Genomic DNA, 16,400 nt, shown 5'->3' on the forward strand with positions numbered 1-16,400 from the left:
GACCGCGATGCGCAGGTTCTGCCCAAACCCTCTTCATTCGACGGGCGCGGGCGTCTTCGGCCGATATTCGCAGAGCGGCTCGATCGCGCAATGCCAGCATTCCGGCACGCGCGCCTTGCAGACATAGCGTCCATGCAGGATCAGCCAGTGATGCGCGTCGTGCAGAAATTCCTTCGGCGTGAATTTCTCGAGCGCGGTTTCGACGGCGCGCACGTCCTTGCCCGGCGCGAGCCCGGTGCGATTCGCGACGCGAAAGATGTGCGTATCGACGGCGATAGACGGCTGCCCGAACGCGATGTTCAGCACGACGTTCGCGGTCTTGCGGCCGACGCCCGGCAGCGCTTCCAGCGCCTCGCGATTGTCCGGCACCTCGCCGCCGTGCTGCTCGACGAGCATGCGGCACGTCGCGATCACGTTCTTCGCCTTCGTGCGATACAGCCCGATCGTGCGGATGTATTCCGCTACGCCTTCCTCGCCGAGCGCGAGCACCGTTGCCGGCGTGTTGGCGACGGGAAACATCTTGCGCATCGCCTTGTTCACGGAGACGTCGGTGGCCTGCGCGGAGAGCATCACGGCGATCAGCAGTTCGAACGGCGTCGTGTATTCGAGCTCGGTCACCGGGTGCGGATTCAGGCTCTGCAAAGTCTCGTAGATCGCGCGGCGCTTCGTGGCGTTCATGATTCGATGTCCGTTCTTACGCGGGTTTATCGCCTTTATCGGGATGGGACGCGTTTGCGTCGTCCGTAATGCCAAGACGGCGGCGGCGCGCTTCCGCTTCGTCGATCTGCGCCTGCACGGCCGCGCTCACGTGAGCCGTGTTCTTGGGACCGGCGCCGAGCTTCGCCATCTCTTCTTTCTTCTTGCGCGCGCGCTCCAGCGCGGCCTGGATGATCGCGCGTTTCTTCGCTTCCGGATCGTCGCTCGCGGGCTGCGCTTCGTACGTGGCCTGCGTCGCTTGCGCTGTTTGCGCCGCCCGCGCGGCCTGACGCGCGCTCGCGCGTGCCTGCGCCTCGGCGCGCTCGCGCTCCAGACGTGCCACGCGGCGGTCGTGCCGGGCGCGCGCAGCATCGGCTTGTTCCTGACTCCACGCGTCCCAGCCGGTGCGATCGCCGGTCACGGGCACCATCGCGATGCAATCGACGGGGCAGGGCGGCACGCACAGATCGCAACCCGTGCACAGTTCGGCGATGACCGTGTGCATCTGCTTCGCGCCGCCGACGATCGCATCGACCGGACACGCCTGCATGCACAGCGTGCAGCCGATGCACACGTTCTCGTCGATCACCGCGACGGGCCGTGCGCGCTCGACGCCATGCGTCGTATCGAGCGGTATATCGGGCGCGCCCAGCAGCGCGGCGAGACGCGCGACACCTTCGGCGCCACCCGGCGGGCACCGGTTATAGCTCGCCTCGCCCGCGGCGATGGCGTCGGCGTAGGGCCGGCAGGCCGGGTAGCCGCACTTGGTGCATTGCGTCTGCGGCAGCAGGTCTTCGATGCGCTCGGCGAGCGTCTTGGAAAAGGTTGCGGTCACGAGGAATTGCGATGATGCCTTGGGGACTGGCGCAGCGTGGGCGAAGATCGCGTTGGGAATCGCGCGGTGCGCTTCGGATGCGAAGAGAACGCTTCGGCGTCCACGACGACGGGCACGCTGCCTGTTCGGCGCGCGTCCCGTTTCGCGGGCGCACGCTCGGCTTTGATCGACATTATCGCCGAAGTCGTCAACAGTCGTGCCGAATGGCTTCTACTCCCAATTGCCAACGTCCTTTCGATGTGCGCATAATCGAAGCGCTTTTCCGTTTGACCGCAGGACGGTGTTTCCCAATAACCCTGGGCAGCGCCCGTTCACGTCATGTACCCAATGCGGGCCGCGTGACGCTAATCCGGCAACGCGGCTCCCGAGTCATGCCACCATGAATCAGCCGAAAATCAAAAGAGATCCTGAAGGCACCCGGCGCCGTATTTTGCTTGCCGCCGCAGAAGAGTTCGCGGCCGGTGGCTTGTTCGGCGCCCGTGTCGATCAGATTGCGCGTCGGGCGGAGACCAATGAGCGCATGCTCTATTACTACTTCGGTAGCAAAGAGCAGTTATTCACCGCCGTGCTCGAACATGCGCTATCGGCGCTCGTCGAAGCGGAACGCACGCTCGAACTCGACGGCATTGCGCCTATCGAAGCGATGACGCGTCTCGCGCATTTCGTCTGGGATTACTACCGGGATCATCCGGAGTTGCTGCGCCTCATCAACAACGAGAATTTGCACGAGGCGAGATATATCAAAGGATCGAATCGAATACGCGAGCTCATTTCGCCGATCGTCGCGACGCTCACGGCCATTCTCGATCGCGGTCAGAAAGCCGGACTGTTTCGCACCGACGTCGATCCGCTCAAGTTCTACATCATCCTGTCGGGACTCGGCTATTACATCGTTTCGAATCGCTTCACGCTGGAAGCGACTTTCGGGCTCGATTTCAGCGAGCAGGCGCAGCGCGAGCAGATCGTGCGGATGAATACCGAGTTGCTGCTGGCCTTTTTGACGCGCCGCTGAATCGACGCGGTCGGGAGAAAAAACGTCGCGCCCTTTGCAAGGCGCGACGTTTTTGTTTGCCGCGATGGAATCGGTACCGGCGCGTTCGTGCGTTCGTACCTTAGGCCGGAACGGCTTCGGTCTTCGGCGTCTTGTCGTGCTCGAGAATGAACTCGCGCAATTGCGGATACACCATCGTGCGCCAGCGGCGGCCCGAAAAAATGCCGTAGTGGCCGGCCTTTTCCGCCGTGAAATGGCGCTTGTGCTTCTCCGGAATGCCGGTGCACAGATCGTGGGCGGCGCGCGTCTGGCCGCTGCCGGAGATGTCGTCGAGTTCGCCTTCGATCGTGAAAAGCGCCGTGTGCTTGATGTCCTGCGGACGCACGAGCTCGTCGTTGACTTCCCATGTGCCTTCGGCGAGCCGGAATTCCTGGAATACGATGCGGATCGTTTCGAGGTAGTACTCGGCGGCCATGTCGAGCACGGCGTTGTATTCGTCGTAGAAACGGCGATGTTGCTCGGCGTCCTCATCGTCGCCGCGCAGCAGATTTTGATAGAAGTCCCAATGGGCCGTGAGATGGCGCTCGGGATTCATCGCGACGAAGCCCGCGTGCTGCAGGAAGCCCGGATAGACCTTGCGCCCGACGCCGGGATAGTTTGCCGGCACCGTGTAGATGACGTTGTTCTCGAACCACTCATACGAGTGCTCGTTCGCGAGCGAATTGACGGAGGTCGGGCTGCGGCGCGCGTCGATCGGGCCGCCCATCATCGTCATCGTGCGCGGCGTGTCTTCGCCGCGGCTCGCCATCAGCGAAATGGCGGCGAGCACCGGTACGGTCGGCTGGCACACCGAAATGACGTGCAGGTCCTTCGCGCCGATATGACGGATGAACTCCTGGATGTACTCGACATAATCGTCCAGATGGAACGGGCCGTTCTCGGTCGGGACCATGCGCGCGTCGATCCAGTCGGTGATGTACACCTTGTGGTCCTGCAAGAGCGTTTTGACCGTATCGCGCAAAAGCGTCGAATGGTGGCCCGAGAGCGGCGCGCACACGAGCACGATCGGCTCGTTCTTCAGCTTGGTGACGGTTGCGCTGTCGTCCGCGAAGCGCTTGAAGCGCAGCAGGCGGCAGAACGGCTTCTCGATCACCGTCTGCTCGACGATCGGAATGTTGTGACCGTCCTTGACGATCTGATGAAGATTGAACTCCGGCTTCTCATAGTCCTTGCCCAGCCGGTAGAGCAGTTCGTAGCCTGCGGCGAGACGGCTCGAACCCGGCACATAGGCGAGCGGACTGGCCGGGTTGACGAAGGATTTCGATGCTGCCTGGGCCCATGCTGTGAGGGGAGACAGCATGGCGCGTTGGAATTCGTGAATTTGATAGAGCATGGTTGCCCCAGTAACTCCGGTGGAAACCGGTACGCCCGTTGATCCCGGCAATGCTTCCGGCGACGAACTTCAACGGCTTTCGAAGATCCCCGGCGGCGCGGCGGGCTGTCGCCTTGCTGCCGGGGCACTGACTTCCTGCGATGCTTCGCGTGCCTTTTCGCGTTGCCACCTGCGCGTTATCGACGCGGGAAGAATGCAACTTGAGTCGAGGCAATATTTTCCGCGCATTAAACGTTCAATTCAACCGATCGGTTGAAATTGCTCGCCTGGAAACAACACATCCTGCAATCATACTTTTTGTGCATTGCACAAATATTACCGTCAAAACACTGATTTCGCCAATAAAACAGAGATTTATGACTTTCCCGCCGCAGCGTCGATTTCGGCCTGCGCTTCCGATTCGGCGTGATGTTCCGAGCCGGACGGCTGACCGGTCGCCTTCGCCATTTCTTCCTCGTGACGCATCAGGTTCATCCCGGTGTGCACGAGAGCCACGTGGGTAAAGGCTTGCGGGAAATTCCCGACCATGCGCTTCGCCACCGTGTCGTACTCCTCGGCCAACAACCCGACATCGTTCGCGAGACCGACGAGGCGCTCGAACATTTGATGCGCTTCGTCGATCCGGCCCTGCAGCGCCAGATTGTCGACCAGCCAGAAGCTACAAGCCAGAAACGTGCCTTCCCCGGGCGGCAGCCCGTCCGCGACTTCCGCGGTGTGGTAGCGCTTGACGAGCCCATCGTGCGTCAAATCGGTCTCGATCGCATGTACGGTTCCGGTCACTCGCGGATCTTTTGGCGGCAAAAATCCGAGCAACGGAATGAGCAGCAGGCTGGCATCGAGCGCGTCGCTGCCATAAGCCTGCGTAAAGGAGTTGAGCTTCGGATTCCAGCTTTTCTTCAGCACCTCGGCGCGGATGCGCGCACGCATCTCCCGCCAGTGATCGATCGGGCCAGGCAGGTCGAAGCTTTCCGCCGACTTGATCGCCCGGTCGTACGCGACCCACGCCATCACCTTCGAGAACGTGAAGTGTTGCTTGCCGCCACGCACTTCCCAGATGCCTTCGTCGGGTTCTTCCCAGATCGTGTCGAGGTGTTGCAGCATGGCGCACTGGATCGACCACGCGGTTTCATCGCTCTGCAGCCCGCCGACGCGCGCGAGATGGAGCGCGTTCATCACTTCCCCGTAGACGTCGAGCTGCAACTGGTCGACCGCGCCGTTGCCGATCCGCACCGGCGCCGCGCCTTCGTATCCCGGCAGCCACGGGATCTCCCATTCGGGCAGGCGGCGCTCGCCCGCGATGCCGTACATGATCTGAATCTGCGCGGGCGAGCCCGCCATCACGCGGCCCAGCCACGCGCGCCATGCGCGGGCTTCGTCGTAGTAGCCGCCGCGCATCATCGCGAGCAGGGTGATGGTCGCATCGCGCAGCCAGCAGTATCGGTAGTCCCAGTTGCGCGTGCCGCCGAGCTGTTCCGGCAGCGATGTCGTCGGCGCGGCGACGATGCCGCCCGTCGGCTCGTACGCGAGCGCCTTCAGCGTGATGAGCGAGCGGCGGATCGCGCTCGCCCAGCGGCCGTTGAGCTCGCTTTGCCCGGACCACTCGCGCCAGTGATTTTCGGTGCGCGCGAGTTGCGTATTCGGATCGGATGCGTGCGGCAAGCGCAGATGCGACTGCGAATAGCACAGCGAGAACGGCACGCGCTCGCCCGGGCTCACATCGAAGCAGGCGGTCGTGTGCATGTTCTCGCCGACGAGATCGACGGGCGTGCGCAGCACCGCGAGATCCGGCCCGGCGATCGCGCGGATGCCACTGTCGTCGGGCAGGCGGCTGACCCACGGCACCGCGGAGCCGTAATCGAAGCGCAGCACGAGTTCCATCTTCATCCGTACCGTGCCGCGGCGTCCGATCACGATACGCACCAGCTCCGAATGGCCGTTGCGAAGCGGCATGAAATCGACGATCGTCACCGCGCCTTGCGGTGTCTCGAAATCGGTTTCGAGGACCAGCGTGTCATCTCGATAGCGGCGGCTGACGACAGGCGACTCGCCGTCGGGCATGTCGGGCGCGAGGAGCCATCGGCCGTGCTCGGGCGTGCCGAGCAGCGCGGCGAAGCACGCGCCCGAATCGAAGCGCGGCCAACAGAGCCAGTCGACGGAGCCGTCGCGGGAAATGAGGGCGGCGGTGTGGCCGTCGCCGACCATTGCATAGTCTTCGATCAGTGCGGGCATAAGCGAACATCTTCCTGCAGGCGGCGCGGGCCGAATCGAAACGCGCCGCGGGTTGAGCAAACGATTCGGGACACGAGCGCCCGAGCGAAACGCGGCGTCGTCGGCGGTCGGGGCGACGGACGTCATGCATGCTTTCTGGCCGCATTCTGCCGCAATCGTTCACGGCGAGCAGGAAACCGGGCCGGGCGTCATCGGGACGTGTCGCACGGTTGGCGGAAAATGACTAGCGAAGCGCCGAACGCACCGTTGCTTCTGCATTCGACTGATGTTTAGAATGAAGCTTCGTGAAAGGCATCCGCGCCGCGGCCTTTTCGAGCAGGGCGCGGAAACTTTCTGCGCCTTTCATTTGTCTTTCAGCATGTTCCCGGTCGTCTCGCGCGCGGGTCATGCAGTCGCTTCGCGCAACGTCTCTTCCGGTTTTCAACGTAGCGTTTTCGAGGAACAGAATCCCATGCTCTATCCGTCGAAAGCTGACTGCATCGCCATTCTTTCCGCCGCGAGCCGCGTATCGGACGCCGACATGCTCCTCGCGCTCGATCACAAGAACCTCGGACTGTCGCGCAACGCGATGGACGCCGCCGCCGCGTTCCTTACGGAGCGCGGCTGTTTCAACCGCTATACGTTCGGCGTGACCGGCGTGTCGGTCGGTGCGCTGTCGCTGCAGGGACGCCTGCGTCTCGATCAGCTCGCCAACGGCTGACACGGCCGATCCGCGCGGCAGGCCCGCGCGTCCTTCTTTCGTGACACTTTGCGCACGCGCACGGACATTCCGTACGCGTGCGTTCGCGCGTTCGTGCGCGTCCGCGGAACCGCCGACGGGAATCGGCGTCACAACGACAGTCGCGCGCCCGTCAGAAATGAGCCGATCCCATGCCGAACAGGCCGATCAGCCCGATCACGATCAGATAGATCGCGACGATGAAGTTCAGCAGCCGCGGCATGATGAGAATGAGGATCCCTGCGATCAGCGAGACGAGCGGGGCGAGGCTTAGGTGGATGGTCATCGCGGCAACTCCTGTTGTTGGTTCGAATCGTGTCGGTTGGCCGGTCGTGCAAAGGTGTATCGTCGTTTTCATCGTTTGGAGCGGAACTTGCTCCCGCACGTCCTTGGGCCTTGCGATGTCGGCGGTTTCGCGCGCCGCTCCCGATAACAAGCATCAAAGAGACGAAGAGGAGGTTTCATGCACCCGAGCCAACCTTGCGGCGCGAATCCGCTGATGCACGTCTTGCAAGACGCGCGCCCGAAGCGCGCCGAGCGCGTCGCGTGGGCGAAAGGCGTCGCGCTGATGCTCTCGTTTGCAGCGGCGCAGGCCTTCGCGCAAACGGCCGCGACGCCCGCCGCGCCGGGCACCGCGAGCGACGTCGCCGCGTCGAAACCGGCCAGCGGCGACGTCTACGATCTGCTCATCGGCACCTATACGGGCGGTGGCAAGAGCGAAGGCATCTATGTCTATCGGTTCGACACGGGCAGCGGCGAGCTGTCCCGCATCGCGTCGGCGCAGACGGTGAATCCGTCGTATCTCGTCGTGAGCCGCGACCGCCATTACGTGTACGCAGTGAACGAATTGCCCGGCGACAACGGCCCGGCAACGCAACGCGGCGGCGTCAGCGCCTTTCGCTTCGATCGCGCGAGCGGCCAGTTGAGCTTTCTCAATCGCGTGTCATCGGACGGCAACGATCCGTGCTATCTCGCGATATCGCCCGACGGCAAATATCTGCTGACAGCCAACTATTCGGTCGCGTCCAATCCGGGCGGCAGCTTCGCGGTGTTTCCGCTGGCTTCCGATGGCCACGTCGGCAATTCGGTGCTGACGGTGCATCACGAAGGCGCCGGTCCGGTGAAAGGACGGCAGGACAATTCGCATGTCCACTCGACCGTGTTCTCGCCCGACGGCAAGTATCTCTTCGCGCAGGATCTCGGCGTCGACAAGGTGTTCGCCTATCGGTACACGGCCGATCCGTCCGCATCGAGCCGCGGTCTGCTGGGTCCGACCGAATCGCGCTACACACCGATCAAGGCGGGTTCCGGGCCGCGCCATCTGGTCTTCGACGCAAGCGGCAAGCACGCTTATCTGACGACCGAGCTGAACGCATCGGTGCTAGCGTTCGATTACCGCGACGGCAAGCTCACGCAAATCCAGACTGCCTCGCTGATCGCGCCGGGTTTCAGAGGGAAGATCGGCGGCGGCGCGATTCATCTGTCGCCTGACGGGCGCTTCCTGTACGCGACCAATCGCGGCGACGCCAACGAACTCGTGCAGTTCTCGATCGATCCGGCGAACGGCCATCTGAAGCTCGTCAAGCGCTATCCGACGCTCGGCAAGACGCCGCGCGAATTCGCAATCGATCCGACCGGGCGCTGGCTCATCGTCGGCAATCAGGAGAGCGACAGCGCGTATTTCTTTCGCCGCGATCCGCAGACGGGCGAGCTTGCGTCGGACCCGAAGCGGCTGTCGATCGGCTCGCCGGTCGATTTCAAGTTCGTATCGCCATCGTGACGCGTCGATCGCGGCGATTGAAACGACCGGGCGCGGACGATGAAAACAACACTGGTCAAGGCAGTCACGATTTCGATGCTGTGCGTGTCGTGCGCGGCCCACGCGGACGACAAGGAATGCGATTACAAGCGCGACTGGATGTCGTCGGCGTGCCAGCGCGTGATGCGCGTCGCGCATGAAGGCACCTGGGATCTTTACGTGACGGGCTACGGCTGGCACATCAACGGCTTCGACAATCGCAGCGAACTGAATCCGTGGTCGTGGGGCGGCGGCGCGGGCAAGCACTGGACCGACGCGAACGGTAACGAAGACATCCTGTTCGCATTCGCCTTTTCCGATTCGCATCACAATTTCGAGCCGATCGGCGGCTACGCGCGCCAGTGGTACACGAAGCCGGTGCTCGGCGGATTGCAGGCGGGCGGCGGATTCTTCGTCGGCTTCACGGCGCGCAGCGACATCGCGCATTACCTGCCGTTGCCGCTCGCGCTGCCGATCGGCTCGATCCGCTACCGGAGCACGTCGGTGATGGCGACGATCATCCCGCACATTCCCGGTCTCAACGACGGGAACGTCGCCTTCTTCTGGGGCCGCTACGAGTTCTAGTACGATGCCTTTTTGATACGCCTGTCTTTCGCATCGACTGAAAGGTGTACTGAGGAAATCGAAAGGCAATAGCAGGGAAAGCAACTTGAACACGACTCATACATTCGACGCCCGCGAGCGCCCGGCGAAGCGCAACGAACCGGCGCCGCCGGGATTCATCAGCGCATTCAGCTTCGCGGGCGGCGAGGCGTTGCGGCTGACGTGGGACGAAGCGCGCGCAGCCGTCGCCGGAGATGGCCCGACGTGGCTGCATCTGTCCGCGAACGACGACGCCGTCGAAGGCTGGCTCGAAGGCGTCACGTCGATGCCGGACGTCGCGCGCGAATTCCTGAACGGCGAGGACAAGCGTCCGCGCGTGCATATCGGATCGAACTTCATGTATGGCGTCGTCGCGGACCTGGAGCTCGTCGCGAAGACGCCGGACGCCACCGCGCCCGATGCCCGCGAGGCGAACCGCGCGACCGGCGCGCTGCGCTTTTACGTCGACCGGCATCGCATGATCACGGTGCGCGCGCGGCCGCTGCAATCGACCGACCGGCTGCGTCACGCCGTGCTCGAAGGCGCGATGTTCCGCGATACCGTCGATCTTTTCGCGGGCCTGATCCGCGCGCTGAACGACACTTTCGCGGATCGCATCGACGAAATCGGCGACTGTCTCGACGATGTCGAGGAAAGCGTGCTCGAAGGCGGCCACGCCAGGTGCCGCTCCGTGCTCGGCGACGTGCGTCGGCGGCTCGTGGAAGTGCGGCGCTTCATCGATCCCGAGCGCAATGCGCTCACGCAGCTCGTCTTGCGCAAGCTCGAATGGGCCGAGCCGCGTTCGATGGAAGCGCTCGTGCAGGCGATCCAGGTGCTGAACGGCCTGGGCGGCGGTCTGGAAGGGCTGTACGAACGCGCGAAGCTGTTGCAGGACGAGATCGCCGCGGCGCTTTCGGAGGACATCAACCGCAAGCTGCTGTGGCTCGCGATCATGTCCGCCTTGCTCTTGCCCGCGACGCTCGTGACCGGCATTTTCGGCATGAACGTGGCCGGTTTGCCCGGCACGAAAGATCCGGCGTCGTTCTGGATCGTGGTCGGCGTGATGGCGTGCTGCGCCGCCATCACGATCTTTCTGTTGCGCCGCTTGCGGCTCTGGTAACGCTTCAGGCGCGCGGCTTATTCGGCGGGGCCGGGCGGCGCGAGCACTTCGCGGTTGCCGTTGCTGCCCATCGGCGAGACGAGGCCTGCTGCTTCCATCTGCTCGACGAGCCGCGCCGCGCGGTTATAGCCGATGCGCAATTGCCGCTGCACCGACGAAATCGACGCGCGCCGCGTACGCACGACGAATGCGACAGCTTCGTCGTAGAGCGGATCGGCTTCGGCATCGGACGAATCGCCGAAAAGATCCTGCGTGCCGCCGCCTTCGGGCGTCGGTCCGGACAGAATGCCTTCCTCGTACTCCGGTTCGCCGAACTGCTTCAGATGTTCGACCACGCGATGCACTTCCTCGTCCGCGACGAACGCGCCGTGCACGCGCTGCGGATAGCCGGTGCCGGGCGGCAGGAACAGCATGTCGCCCGCGCCGAGCAGCGATTCCGCGCCCATCTGGTCGAGAATCGTGCGCGAATCGATCTTGGATGACACCTGAAACGCCACGCGCGTCGGAATATTCGCCTTGATGAGGCCGGTGATGACGTCCACCGATGGCCGCTGCGTCGCGAGAATCAGATGGATGCCGGCCGCGCGCGCCTTTTGCGCGAGACGCGCGATCAGTTGCTCGATCTGCTTGCCCGCGACCATCATCAGATCGGCGAGTTCGTCGATGACCACGACGATGAGCGGCAGCGTCGAGAGCGGCTCGGGCGCATCGGGCGTGAGCGAGAACGGGTTCGTGAGCTTCTTGCCGGCGGCTTCGGTGTTGCGGATTTTCTGGTTGAAGCCCTGCAAATTGCGCACGCCGACCGCCGACATCAGCCGGTAACGCTTTTCCATTTCGCCGACGCACCAGTTGAGCGCGTTCGACGCGAGCTTCATGTCGGTGACGACGGGCGCGAGCAGATGCGGAATGCCTTCGTAGACGGAAAGCTCCAGCATCTTCGGGTCGATCATGATGAGGCGCACGTCCTCGGGCTTCGCCTTGTAGAGCAGCGAGAGGATCATCGCGTTGATCGCGACCGACTTGCCCGAGCCCGTCGTGCCCGCGACCAGCATGTGCGGCGCCTTCGCGAGATCCGTCACGACCGGATTGCCGATGATGTCCTTGCCCATCGCGATCGTCAGATTCGACTTCGAGTTGCGGTACACGTCGTCTTCGAGGATCTCCGAAAGGCGGATCATCTGGCGTTTCGGATTAGGCAGTTCGAGGCCCATGCAGGTCTTGCCGGGAATCGTCTCGACGACGCGAATCGACGTAAGGCCGAGGCCGCGCGACAAATCCTTCATCAAGCCGACGATCTGGCTGCCGCGCACGCCGAGCGCGGGTTCGACCTCGAAGCGCGTGATGACCGGACCCGCCGACGCGCCGACGACCGTGACCGGCACCTTGAATTCTTGAAGGCGCTGCTCGATGAGCAGGCCGGTTTCGTTCAGACGCTCCTCGGAGACTGGCTCGACTTCATCGGATGCGGGTTCGAGCAGATCGAGCGTCGGCAATTCCACCGCCGATGCGTGCGGCGCGTGGAATTCGAATTCCGTCGGCGCGGAACCGCGTACCGGCGGGCGCGGTTCGGGCGCCGGGCTCGGCTGATTCACCACGGGCGCAGCGGCGGGCGCGGCGACCGCTGGCAGCGGCGCGACCGGCGCGGCGGCGATTACCGGAAAGCGCACGATGTTCGACGGCGTCGCGAACTCGTCGCCCGATGCCTGCTGTTCGGCGACCGGTTGTTCATCTTCGGCGGGCATTTCGTCCGGCTCATCGACCACTCGAAGCAGCGATGGGGGCGGGGGCTCGCCTTGCTCGTCGGCGGGCTCGGGCGCGTCCAGCCAAGGCGGCGTTTGCGCAAGATCGCGCAGGTCCGGCTCGGGCTCGGGTTCTCGCTCCCGGACCACAGGCGCGGGTTCTGCCGTCGTTGCGTCCGGGCGAGGCAGCGGCGGTTCGGACGGCAAATCGATGCGCGCCGGCTCCGGCATCGCAGTTTCTTCCGCTTCCTCTTCGACGGCTTCGATCGCGGGCGGCGTGTCGGGCTCGGAGGCCGCGAATTCGGGAATCGACGGCTCGGGCAGACGCATGTCGAAAAGCGGCGGCGGTTCGACGAGCGCGGGCGCGATGACGTGCGCGTCGATCGACGGCGGATCGATGCGCTCATCGATTTCCTGCACGTCCACGAGCGGCGTCACTTCCGGCGCCGTTTCGACGATGCCTTTCACGGGCGCCGCCAGCTCCGGTACGTCGGCGGCCGGCTGGACTTCGGGCTGCGCGGCGCGCGCCATCGCCACATGCCCGCGCGCGAGACTCGCGCCCGCGAGTGACGTCCACATCGCGGTCTTCTCTTCGATCGAGCGCAGCGCCGCCTGGATGGCTTCGGGCGCGGGCGGCGGCGTCGGCGGTCCGAGCGGCGCGGCAGGACGCGAGAACGCGGGCGCGGCGAGCGGCGAGGGCGCGAACTCGCGCGTCGAAACGGCTGCGGCGGCTGCGGCGGCTGCGGCCGGACGCGCCGGGGGACGCCTGAAGCCCTGCGGGGCTTGCGTCACAGGCGGCCGGCGTGACGCGCCGGGATTCGTGCCGACGGATGTCGACATGCTCGCCACGCCCGTCGATCGCTGCGCGGGCATCGATGTCGCCGGACTGCGCGGGCGATCCACGCGCGGCGCAGGAGGCGGCGTCTGGACGCGCGGCTTGTCGACGGCGACGGATGCGCGCAAGCCCGATCCGGAAGGCTCGAACGCCGACGCCTGACGCGGCGCAAACGGCGCGCGGGCCTCGCGATTCGCCGCCGATGGCGACGAATTCAACCAGCCCGAAGGCGCCATCGGCTCGGTCTGCGTCACGGGAGGAGCGACGCCTGCGGCCTCGAAGGCGGGGCGTTTCGCGTACGCCTCGGCCGTGGCGACGGCGCTCGCCGCGGCCGCCACCGTGCGGCTCGCGCCGCTCTTGCCGGTCGCGGGCGGGCGCCACGCTGTCGGCCGCTGATAACGTGTGCTGCGATGACCGGTCGGCAGACCGAGCGTCGGCTCGTCGGGCAAGGTGCGCGGCGTCGGCGAATCGAAACGCTCGGCGCGATGGGCGCGTTCCTGCGAATCGCGTGCGGTCTTCGCGCGGGCGCGCCGTTCGAACCAGTTCGCCGTCTTGTCACGCGTTTTGTCGCGCGCCTTGTCACGGGTCGTCGACTGTTGCCGCGACTCGCTTTCGCGTTCGCGGGGCGTGAGCCAGCTTTGCGGCAGGCCGAAGCCGAACGCTTCGTCGGCCCATGCGAGCACCGAGCGCCAGCTGAATTCGATCAGCCAGGGCAGAAAGATGGCGAGCACGAGCGCCGCGATCGCGCCCGCGCCGGCCAGATCCGCCGGGCCGCTCAGCGCCGCGGCGAGCGCGAGTCCGATGCGATTGATGTTCGCCTGCGTTTCGAGCGAGTTTGCGAGCGCGCCTTCGAGCGTGCTGCTCGCAATCAGCACGGCGACAAACCCGATCCAGAGGCGGATCGTGCCGGGGCCGCGCACGCCTGCGCCGCCGGGCAGCGCCTGTTTGACGATGCGCCAGAAGAGCGGAAGGAACCAGACGACCGATGCACCGAACCAGCCGAGAACTACCATGTGCATGCTTGAGATTGAATCAATGTTGGGTGAAACAAATGAGACTGCTGCCCGGCCGCAGCGATATCGCCGGTCGGCCGGGCTGTTCGATCGAGCAGTTTAACGGCTGGCGCACGCGCACGACGTTCCTGCCGCGAGTACGCAACACATCATTTCCCACGTGGCGCGAAGGTGAGCACCTGACCGTCGTCGAGCGTCAGTTGCAGCGCTTGCGGCGGATTCATCTGCACGCCGCTCTTCGCGACGTGTGCGAGCGCGTCGAGATACGGCCGCTCGAGCGCCGCGCCCGCGCCGGACACGCACGCCATCCGCGTGCCGGCGAGCGGACCGAACGTGAGCTTGCCGTTCTTCAGCTCGTAGGCGCCCGCAAAGCGGTTGCAGCCCGAGAAGCCGCTCGCCTGACGGCGTCCGTTCGCGGTAGAGAAATCGAGCGTGAGCGGCTGCGCGTTGTTCTCGCCCGCGTGCGGGACGGCGCGCGACTGGCCGCTCGCATCGGTCCAGCTCGTGAGCGCCCATTGCGTGTCGTCGAGCAGTTGCGTGGCGGCAGGATTATAGGGATCGGTGGGCGGGGCGCTTGCATCGGTGTGCTTCGGCATCGCGCAGCCGGCGACGACGCTCGCCGCGACCACGAGCGCGCACGTGCGGGAGACCAGCGCGAGCGCCTTCTTGCGGCGCCACAGCGGATTTGACGATGAGCGCGGCGAGGTAAGCGCGGACGCGCGAGGGAAGTGCGTGGGCATCGATGATCCTGAAGCTGGCGAAAGCGTAAGGGTATCGCACGCGTCCTGTGATTTGTCCAGCGCCGCGATGCAACAAAATGACTGGCTGCGCTTTCGGGAGCTTGCCATCGATCGGAAACGCGCCGGGACTTCCGACGCGCATTCGCCTGTCAATAGGCCGAACGGCAAAGTGTCGCCGCTGGTGCTGCGTGTTAACATCGCGCCCAATTCAGCCGCTTTGCGCCTCGTTGACCTCACCACCCGATTCTGGAGCACTCATGCAGACCGATCCACGCCGCACCGGCGCCACGCGCCTCGGCACGCCGCTTTCTCCCAATGCCACGCGCGTGATGCTGCTCGGCGCGGGCGAACTCGGCAAGGAAGTGATCATCGCATTGCAGCGGCTGGGCGTCGAAGTGATCGCGGTGGACCGGTACGCGAACGCGCCGGGGCATCAGGTCGCGCATCGCGCGCACGTGATCGACATGACCGACGCCGCCGCGCTGCGCGCGCTCGTCGAGAAGGAGCAGCCGCATCTGATCGTGCCGGAGATCGAGGCGATCGCGACCGAAGCGCTCGCCGATATCGAATCGGCCGGGCTCGCAACCGTCATCCCGACGGCGCGCGCCACGCAGCTCACGATGAATCGCGAAGGCATCCGGCGGCTCGCGGCCGAAGAACTGGGCTTGCCGACTTCGCCGTACGCGTTCGCGCAATCGCTCGACGAGATGAAGGCGGCGATCGCGAAGATCGGCTTTCCGTGCGTCGTGAAGCCGGTGATGTCGTCGTCGGGGAAAGGCCAGTCGGTGCTCAAAAGCGACGCCGACGTCGAACCCGCGTGGAACTACGCGATGGCGGGCGGGCGCGTGAATCACGGGCGCGTGATCGTCGAGGGCTTAATCGACTTCGAATACGAGATCACGCAGCTCACCGTGCGCGCGGCGGACCCCGCGAGCGGCGAGACGCAAACTTACTTCTGCGATCCGATCGGTCACGTTCAGGTCGCGGGCGATTACGTCGAGTCGTGGCAGCCGCAGGCGATGAGCCCGGCCGCGCTCGCCAAATCGCGCGATGTCGCCGCGAAGGTCGTGACCGCGCTCGGCGGGCGCGGACTCTTCGGCGTCGAACTCTTCGTGCGCGGCGACGACGTCTGGTTCTCGGAAGTGAGCCCGCGTCCGCACGACACCGGCCTCGTCACGCTCGCGACGCAACGTTTCTCCGAGTTCGAACTGCACGCGCGCGCGATCCTCGGCTTGCCCGTCGATACCGCTTTGCGCGCGCCCGGCGCGTCGGCCGTGATCTACGGCGGGCTGGATGAAGCGGGCATCGCGTTCGAGGGCGTCGCCGAAGCGCTCGCCGTGCCGGGCGCGGATCTGCGGCTTTTCGGCAAGCCGGAAAGTTTCGTGAAGCGCCGCATGGGCGTCGCGCTTGCAACGGGCGCCGACACCGGCGAAGCGCGCGAACGCGCGAAACTCGCAGTGTCGAAGGTGAGGCCGGTTTCGGCCAGATGACCGGCGCGCGCGCCGGCGGGAGCGAGCAAGTGAAATGGAAACCGATGTCCGCGCTCGTCGTGGTCTGCGTGGCGCTTTCGGGCTGCGGACTTGCGGCGGCGCCGTGCCGGATCGCGTCGGCGGGACTGAAAATCGTGCCGGTGGTCGGGCATGTCGCTGCCGCGCCGACCGACGCATGCGCGGCAGTCATCGACCCTTGA

General features: G+C 65.1%; 14 protein-coding genes. 7 read left to right on the forward strand and 7 right to left on the reverse strand.

The genetic code is table 11. The annotated features are described in order from the left end of the window. Window positions 1-33 precede the first annotated feature (33 nt). A complete protein-coding gene (gene nth, locus NCS67_RS03870; RefSeq protein ID WP_008350681.1) occupies window positions 34-678 on the reverse strand; it encodes an endonuclease III in 645 nt (214 codons plus the stop codon). 16 nt (window positions 679-694) lie between these two features. After that, window positions 695-1,531: an electron transport complex subunit RsxB gene (rsxB, locus tag NCS67_RS03875; protein WP_250434286.1), complete on the reverse strand. Its 837-nt coding sequence runs from the start codon at window positions 1,529-1,531 to the stop codon at window positions 695-697. 379 nt (window positions 1,532-1,910) lie between these two features. Between rsxB and NCS67_RS03880 the strand changes: the two genes are divergently transcribed. Further along, complete coding sequence (locus NCS67_RS03880; protein WP_008350673.1) at window positions 1,911-2,543, forward strand: TetR/AcrR family transcriptional regulator; 633 nt, start codon at window positions 1,911-1,913, stop codon at window positions 2,541-2,543. 100 nt (window positions 2,544-2,643) lie between these two features. On the opposite strand, the gene NCS67_RS03885 is transcribed toward NCS67_RS03880, so the two are convergent. Together NCS67_RS03885 and NCS67_RS03890 are read right to left on the reverse strand one after the other, a co-directional pair. Then, the gene (locus NCS67_RS03885; protein ID WP_008350671.1) at window positions 2,644-3,915 is read right to left on the reverse strand and encodes a polyhydroxyalkanoate depolymerase; all 1,272 of its coding nucleotides are present in this window, start codon (window positions 3,913-3,915) and stop codon (window positions 2,644-2,646) included. Window positions 3,916-4,269: 354 nt separating this feature from the next. Next, complete coding sequence (locus tag NCS67_RS03890) at window positions 4,270-6,144, reverse strand: glycoside hydrolase family 15 protein (RefSeq protein WP_250434296.1); 1,875 nt, start codon at window positions 6,142-6,144, stop codon at window positions 4,270-4,272. Between the two features lie 451 nt (window positions 6,145-6,595). Here NCS67_RS03890 and NCS67_RS03895 point away from each other — a divergent pair, with 451 nt between their 5' ends. Further along, complete coding sequence (locus NCS67_RS03895; RefSeq protein ID WP_033536686.1) at window positions 6,596-6,844, forward strand: hypothetical protein; 249 nt, start codon at window positions 6,596-6,598, stop codon at window positions 6,842-6,844. Between the two features lie 151 nt (window positions 6,845-6,995). Here the strand turns inward: NCS67_RS03895 and NCS67_RS03900 are convergent, their stop codons facing one another. Then, window positions 6,996-7,148, reverse strand: a complete 153-nt coding sequence (locus NCS67_RS03900) for a DUF3096 domain-containing protein (protein WP_008350665.1) — start codon at window positions 7,146-7,148, stop codon at window positions 6,996-6,998. Window positions 7,149-7,325: 177 nt separating this feature from the next. On the opposite strand from NCS67_RS03900, the gene NCS67_RS03905 reads away from it, so the two are divergent. The 3 genes from NCS67_RS03905 (at window position 7,326) to NCS67_RS03915 (ending at window position 10,383) form a co-directional block, all read left to right on the forward strand. Next, a complete protein-coding gene (locus tag NCS67_RS03905; RefSeq protein ID WP_250434298.1) occupies window positions 7,326-8,642 on the forward strand; it encodes a lactonase family protein in 1,317 nt (438 codons plus the stop codon). A gap of 39 nt (window positions 8,643-8,681) precedes the next feature. Next, window positions 8,682-9,245 carry a phospholipid:lipid A palmitoyltransferase gene (locus tag NCS67_RS03910; protein WP_008350661.1) on the forward strand — a complete coding sequence of 188 codons (564 nt, stop codon included), beginning with the start codon at window positions 8,682-8,684 and terminating at the stop codon, window positions 9,243-9,245. An 85-nt stretch (window positions 9,246-9,330) separates the two neighbouring features. Further along, a complete protein-coding gene (locus NCS67_RS03915) occupies window positions 9,331-10,383 on the forward strand; it encodes a transporter (protein WP_008350659.1) in 1,053 nt (350 codons plus the stop codon). Between the two features lie 17 nt (window positions 10,384-10,400). Here the strand turns inward: NCS67_RS03915 and NCS67_RS03920 are convergent, their stop codons facing one another. After that, window positions 10,401-13,976: a DNA translocase FtsK gene (locus tag NCS67_RS03920; protein ID WP_250434300.1), complete on the reverse strand. Its 3,576-nt coding sequence runs from the start codon at window positions 13,974-13,976 to the stop codon at window positions 10,401-10,403. Window positions 13,977-14,119: 143 nt separating this feature from the next. Further along, window positions 14,120-14,710: an META domain-containing protein gene (locus NCS67_RS03925; protein ID WP_250434302.1), complete on the reverse strand. Its 591-nt coding sequence runs from the start codon at window positions 14,708-14,710 to the stop codon at window positions 14,120-14,122. A gap of 257 nt (window positions 14,711-14,967) precedes the next feature. On the opposite strand from NCS67_RS03925, the gene purT reads away from it, so the two are divergent. Continuing rightward, window positions 14,968-16,200 carry a formate-dependent phosphoribosylglycinamide formyltransferase gene (purT, locus tag NCS67_RS03930; RefSeq protein WP_250434304.1) on the forward strand — a complete coding sequence of 411 codons (1,233 nt, stop codon included), beginning with the start codon at window positions 14,968-14,970 and terminating at the stop codon, window positions 16,198-16,200. A 44-nt stretch (window positions 16,201-16,244) separates the two neighbouring features. Then, the gene (locus tag NCS67_RS03935; protein WP_350029126.1) at window positions 16,245-16,400 is read left to right on the forward strand and encodes a DUF6726 family protein; all 156 of its coding nucleotides are present in this window, start codon (window positions 16,245-16,247) and stop codon (window positions 16,398-16,400) included.

Origin of the sequence: Caballeronia sp. ATUFL_F2_KS9A (genome assembly GCF_023630765.1) — a bacterium.
Classification (GTDB): domain Bacteria; phylum Pseudomonadota; class Gammaproteobacteria; order Burkholderiales; family Burkholderiaceae; genus Caballeronia; species Caballeronia zhejiangensis.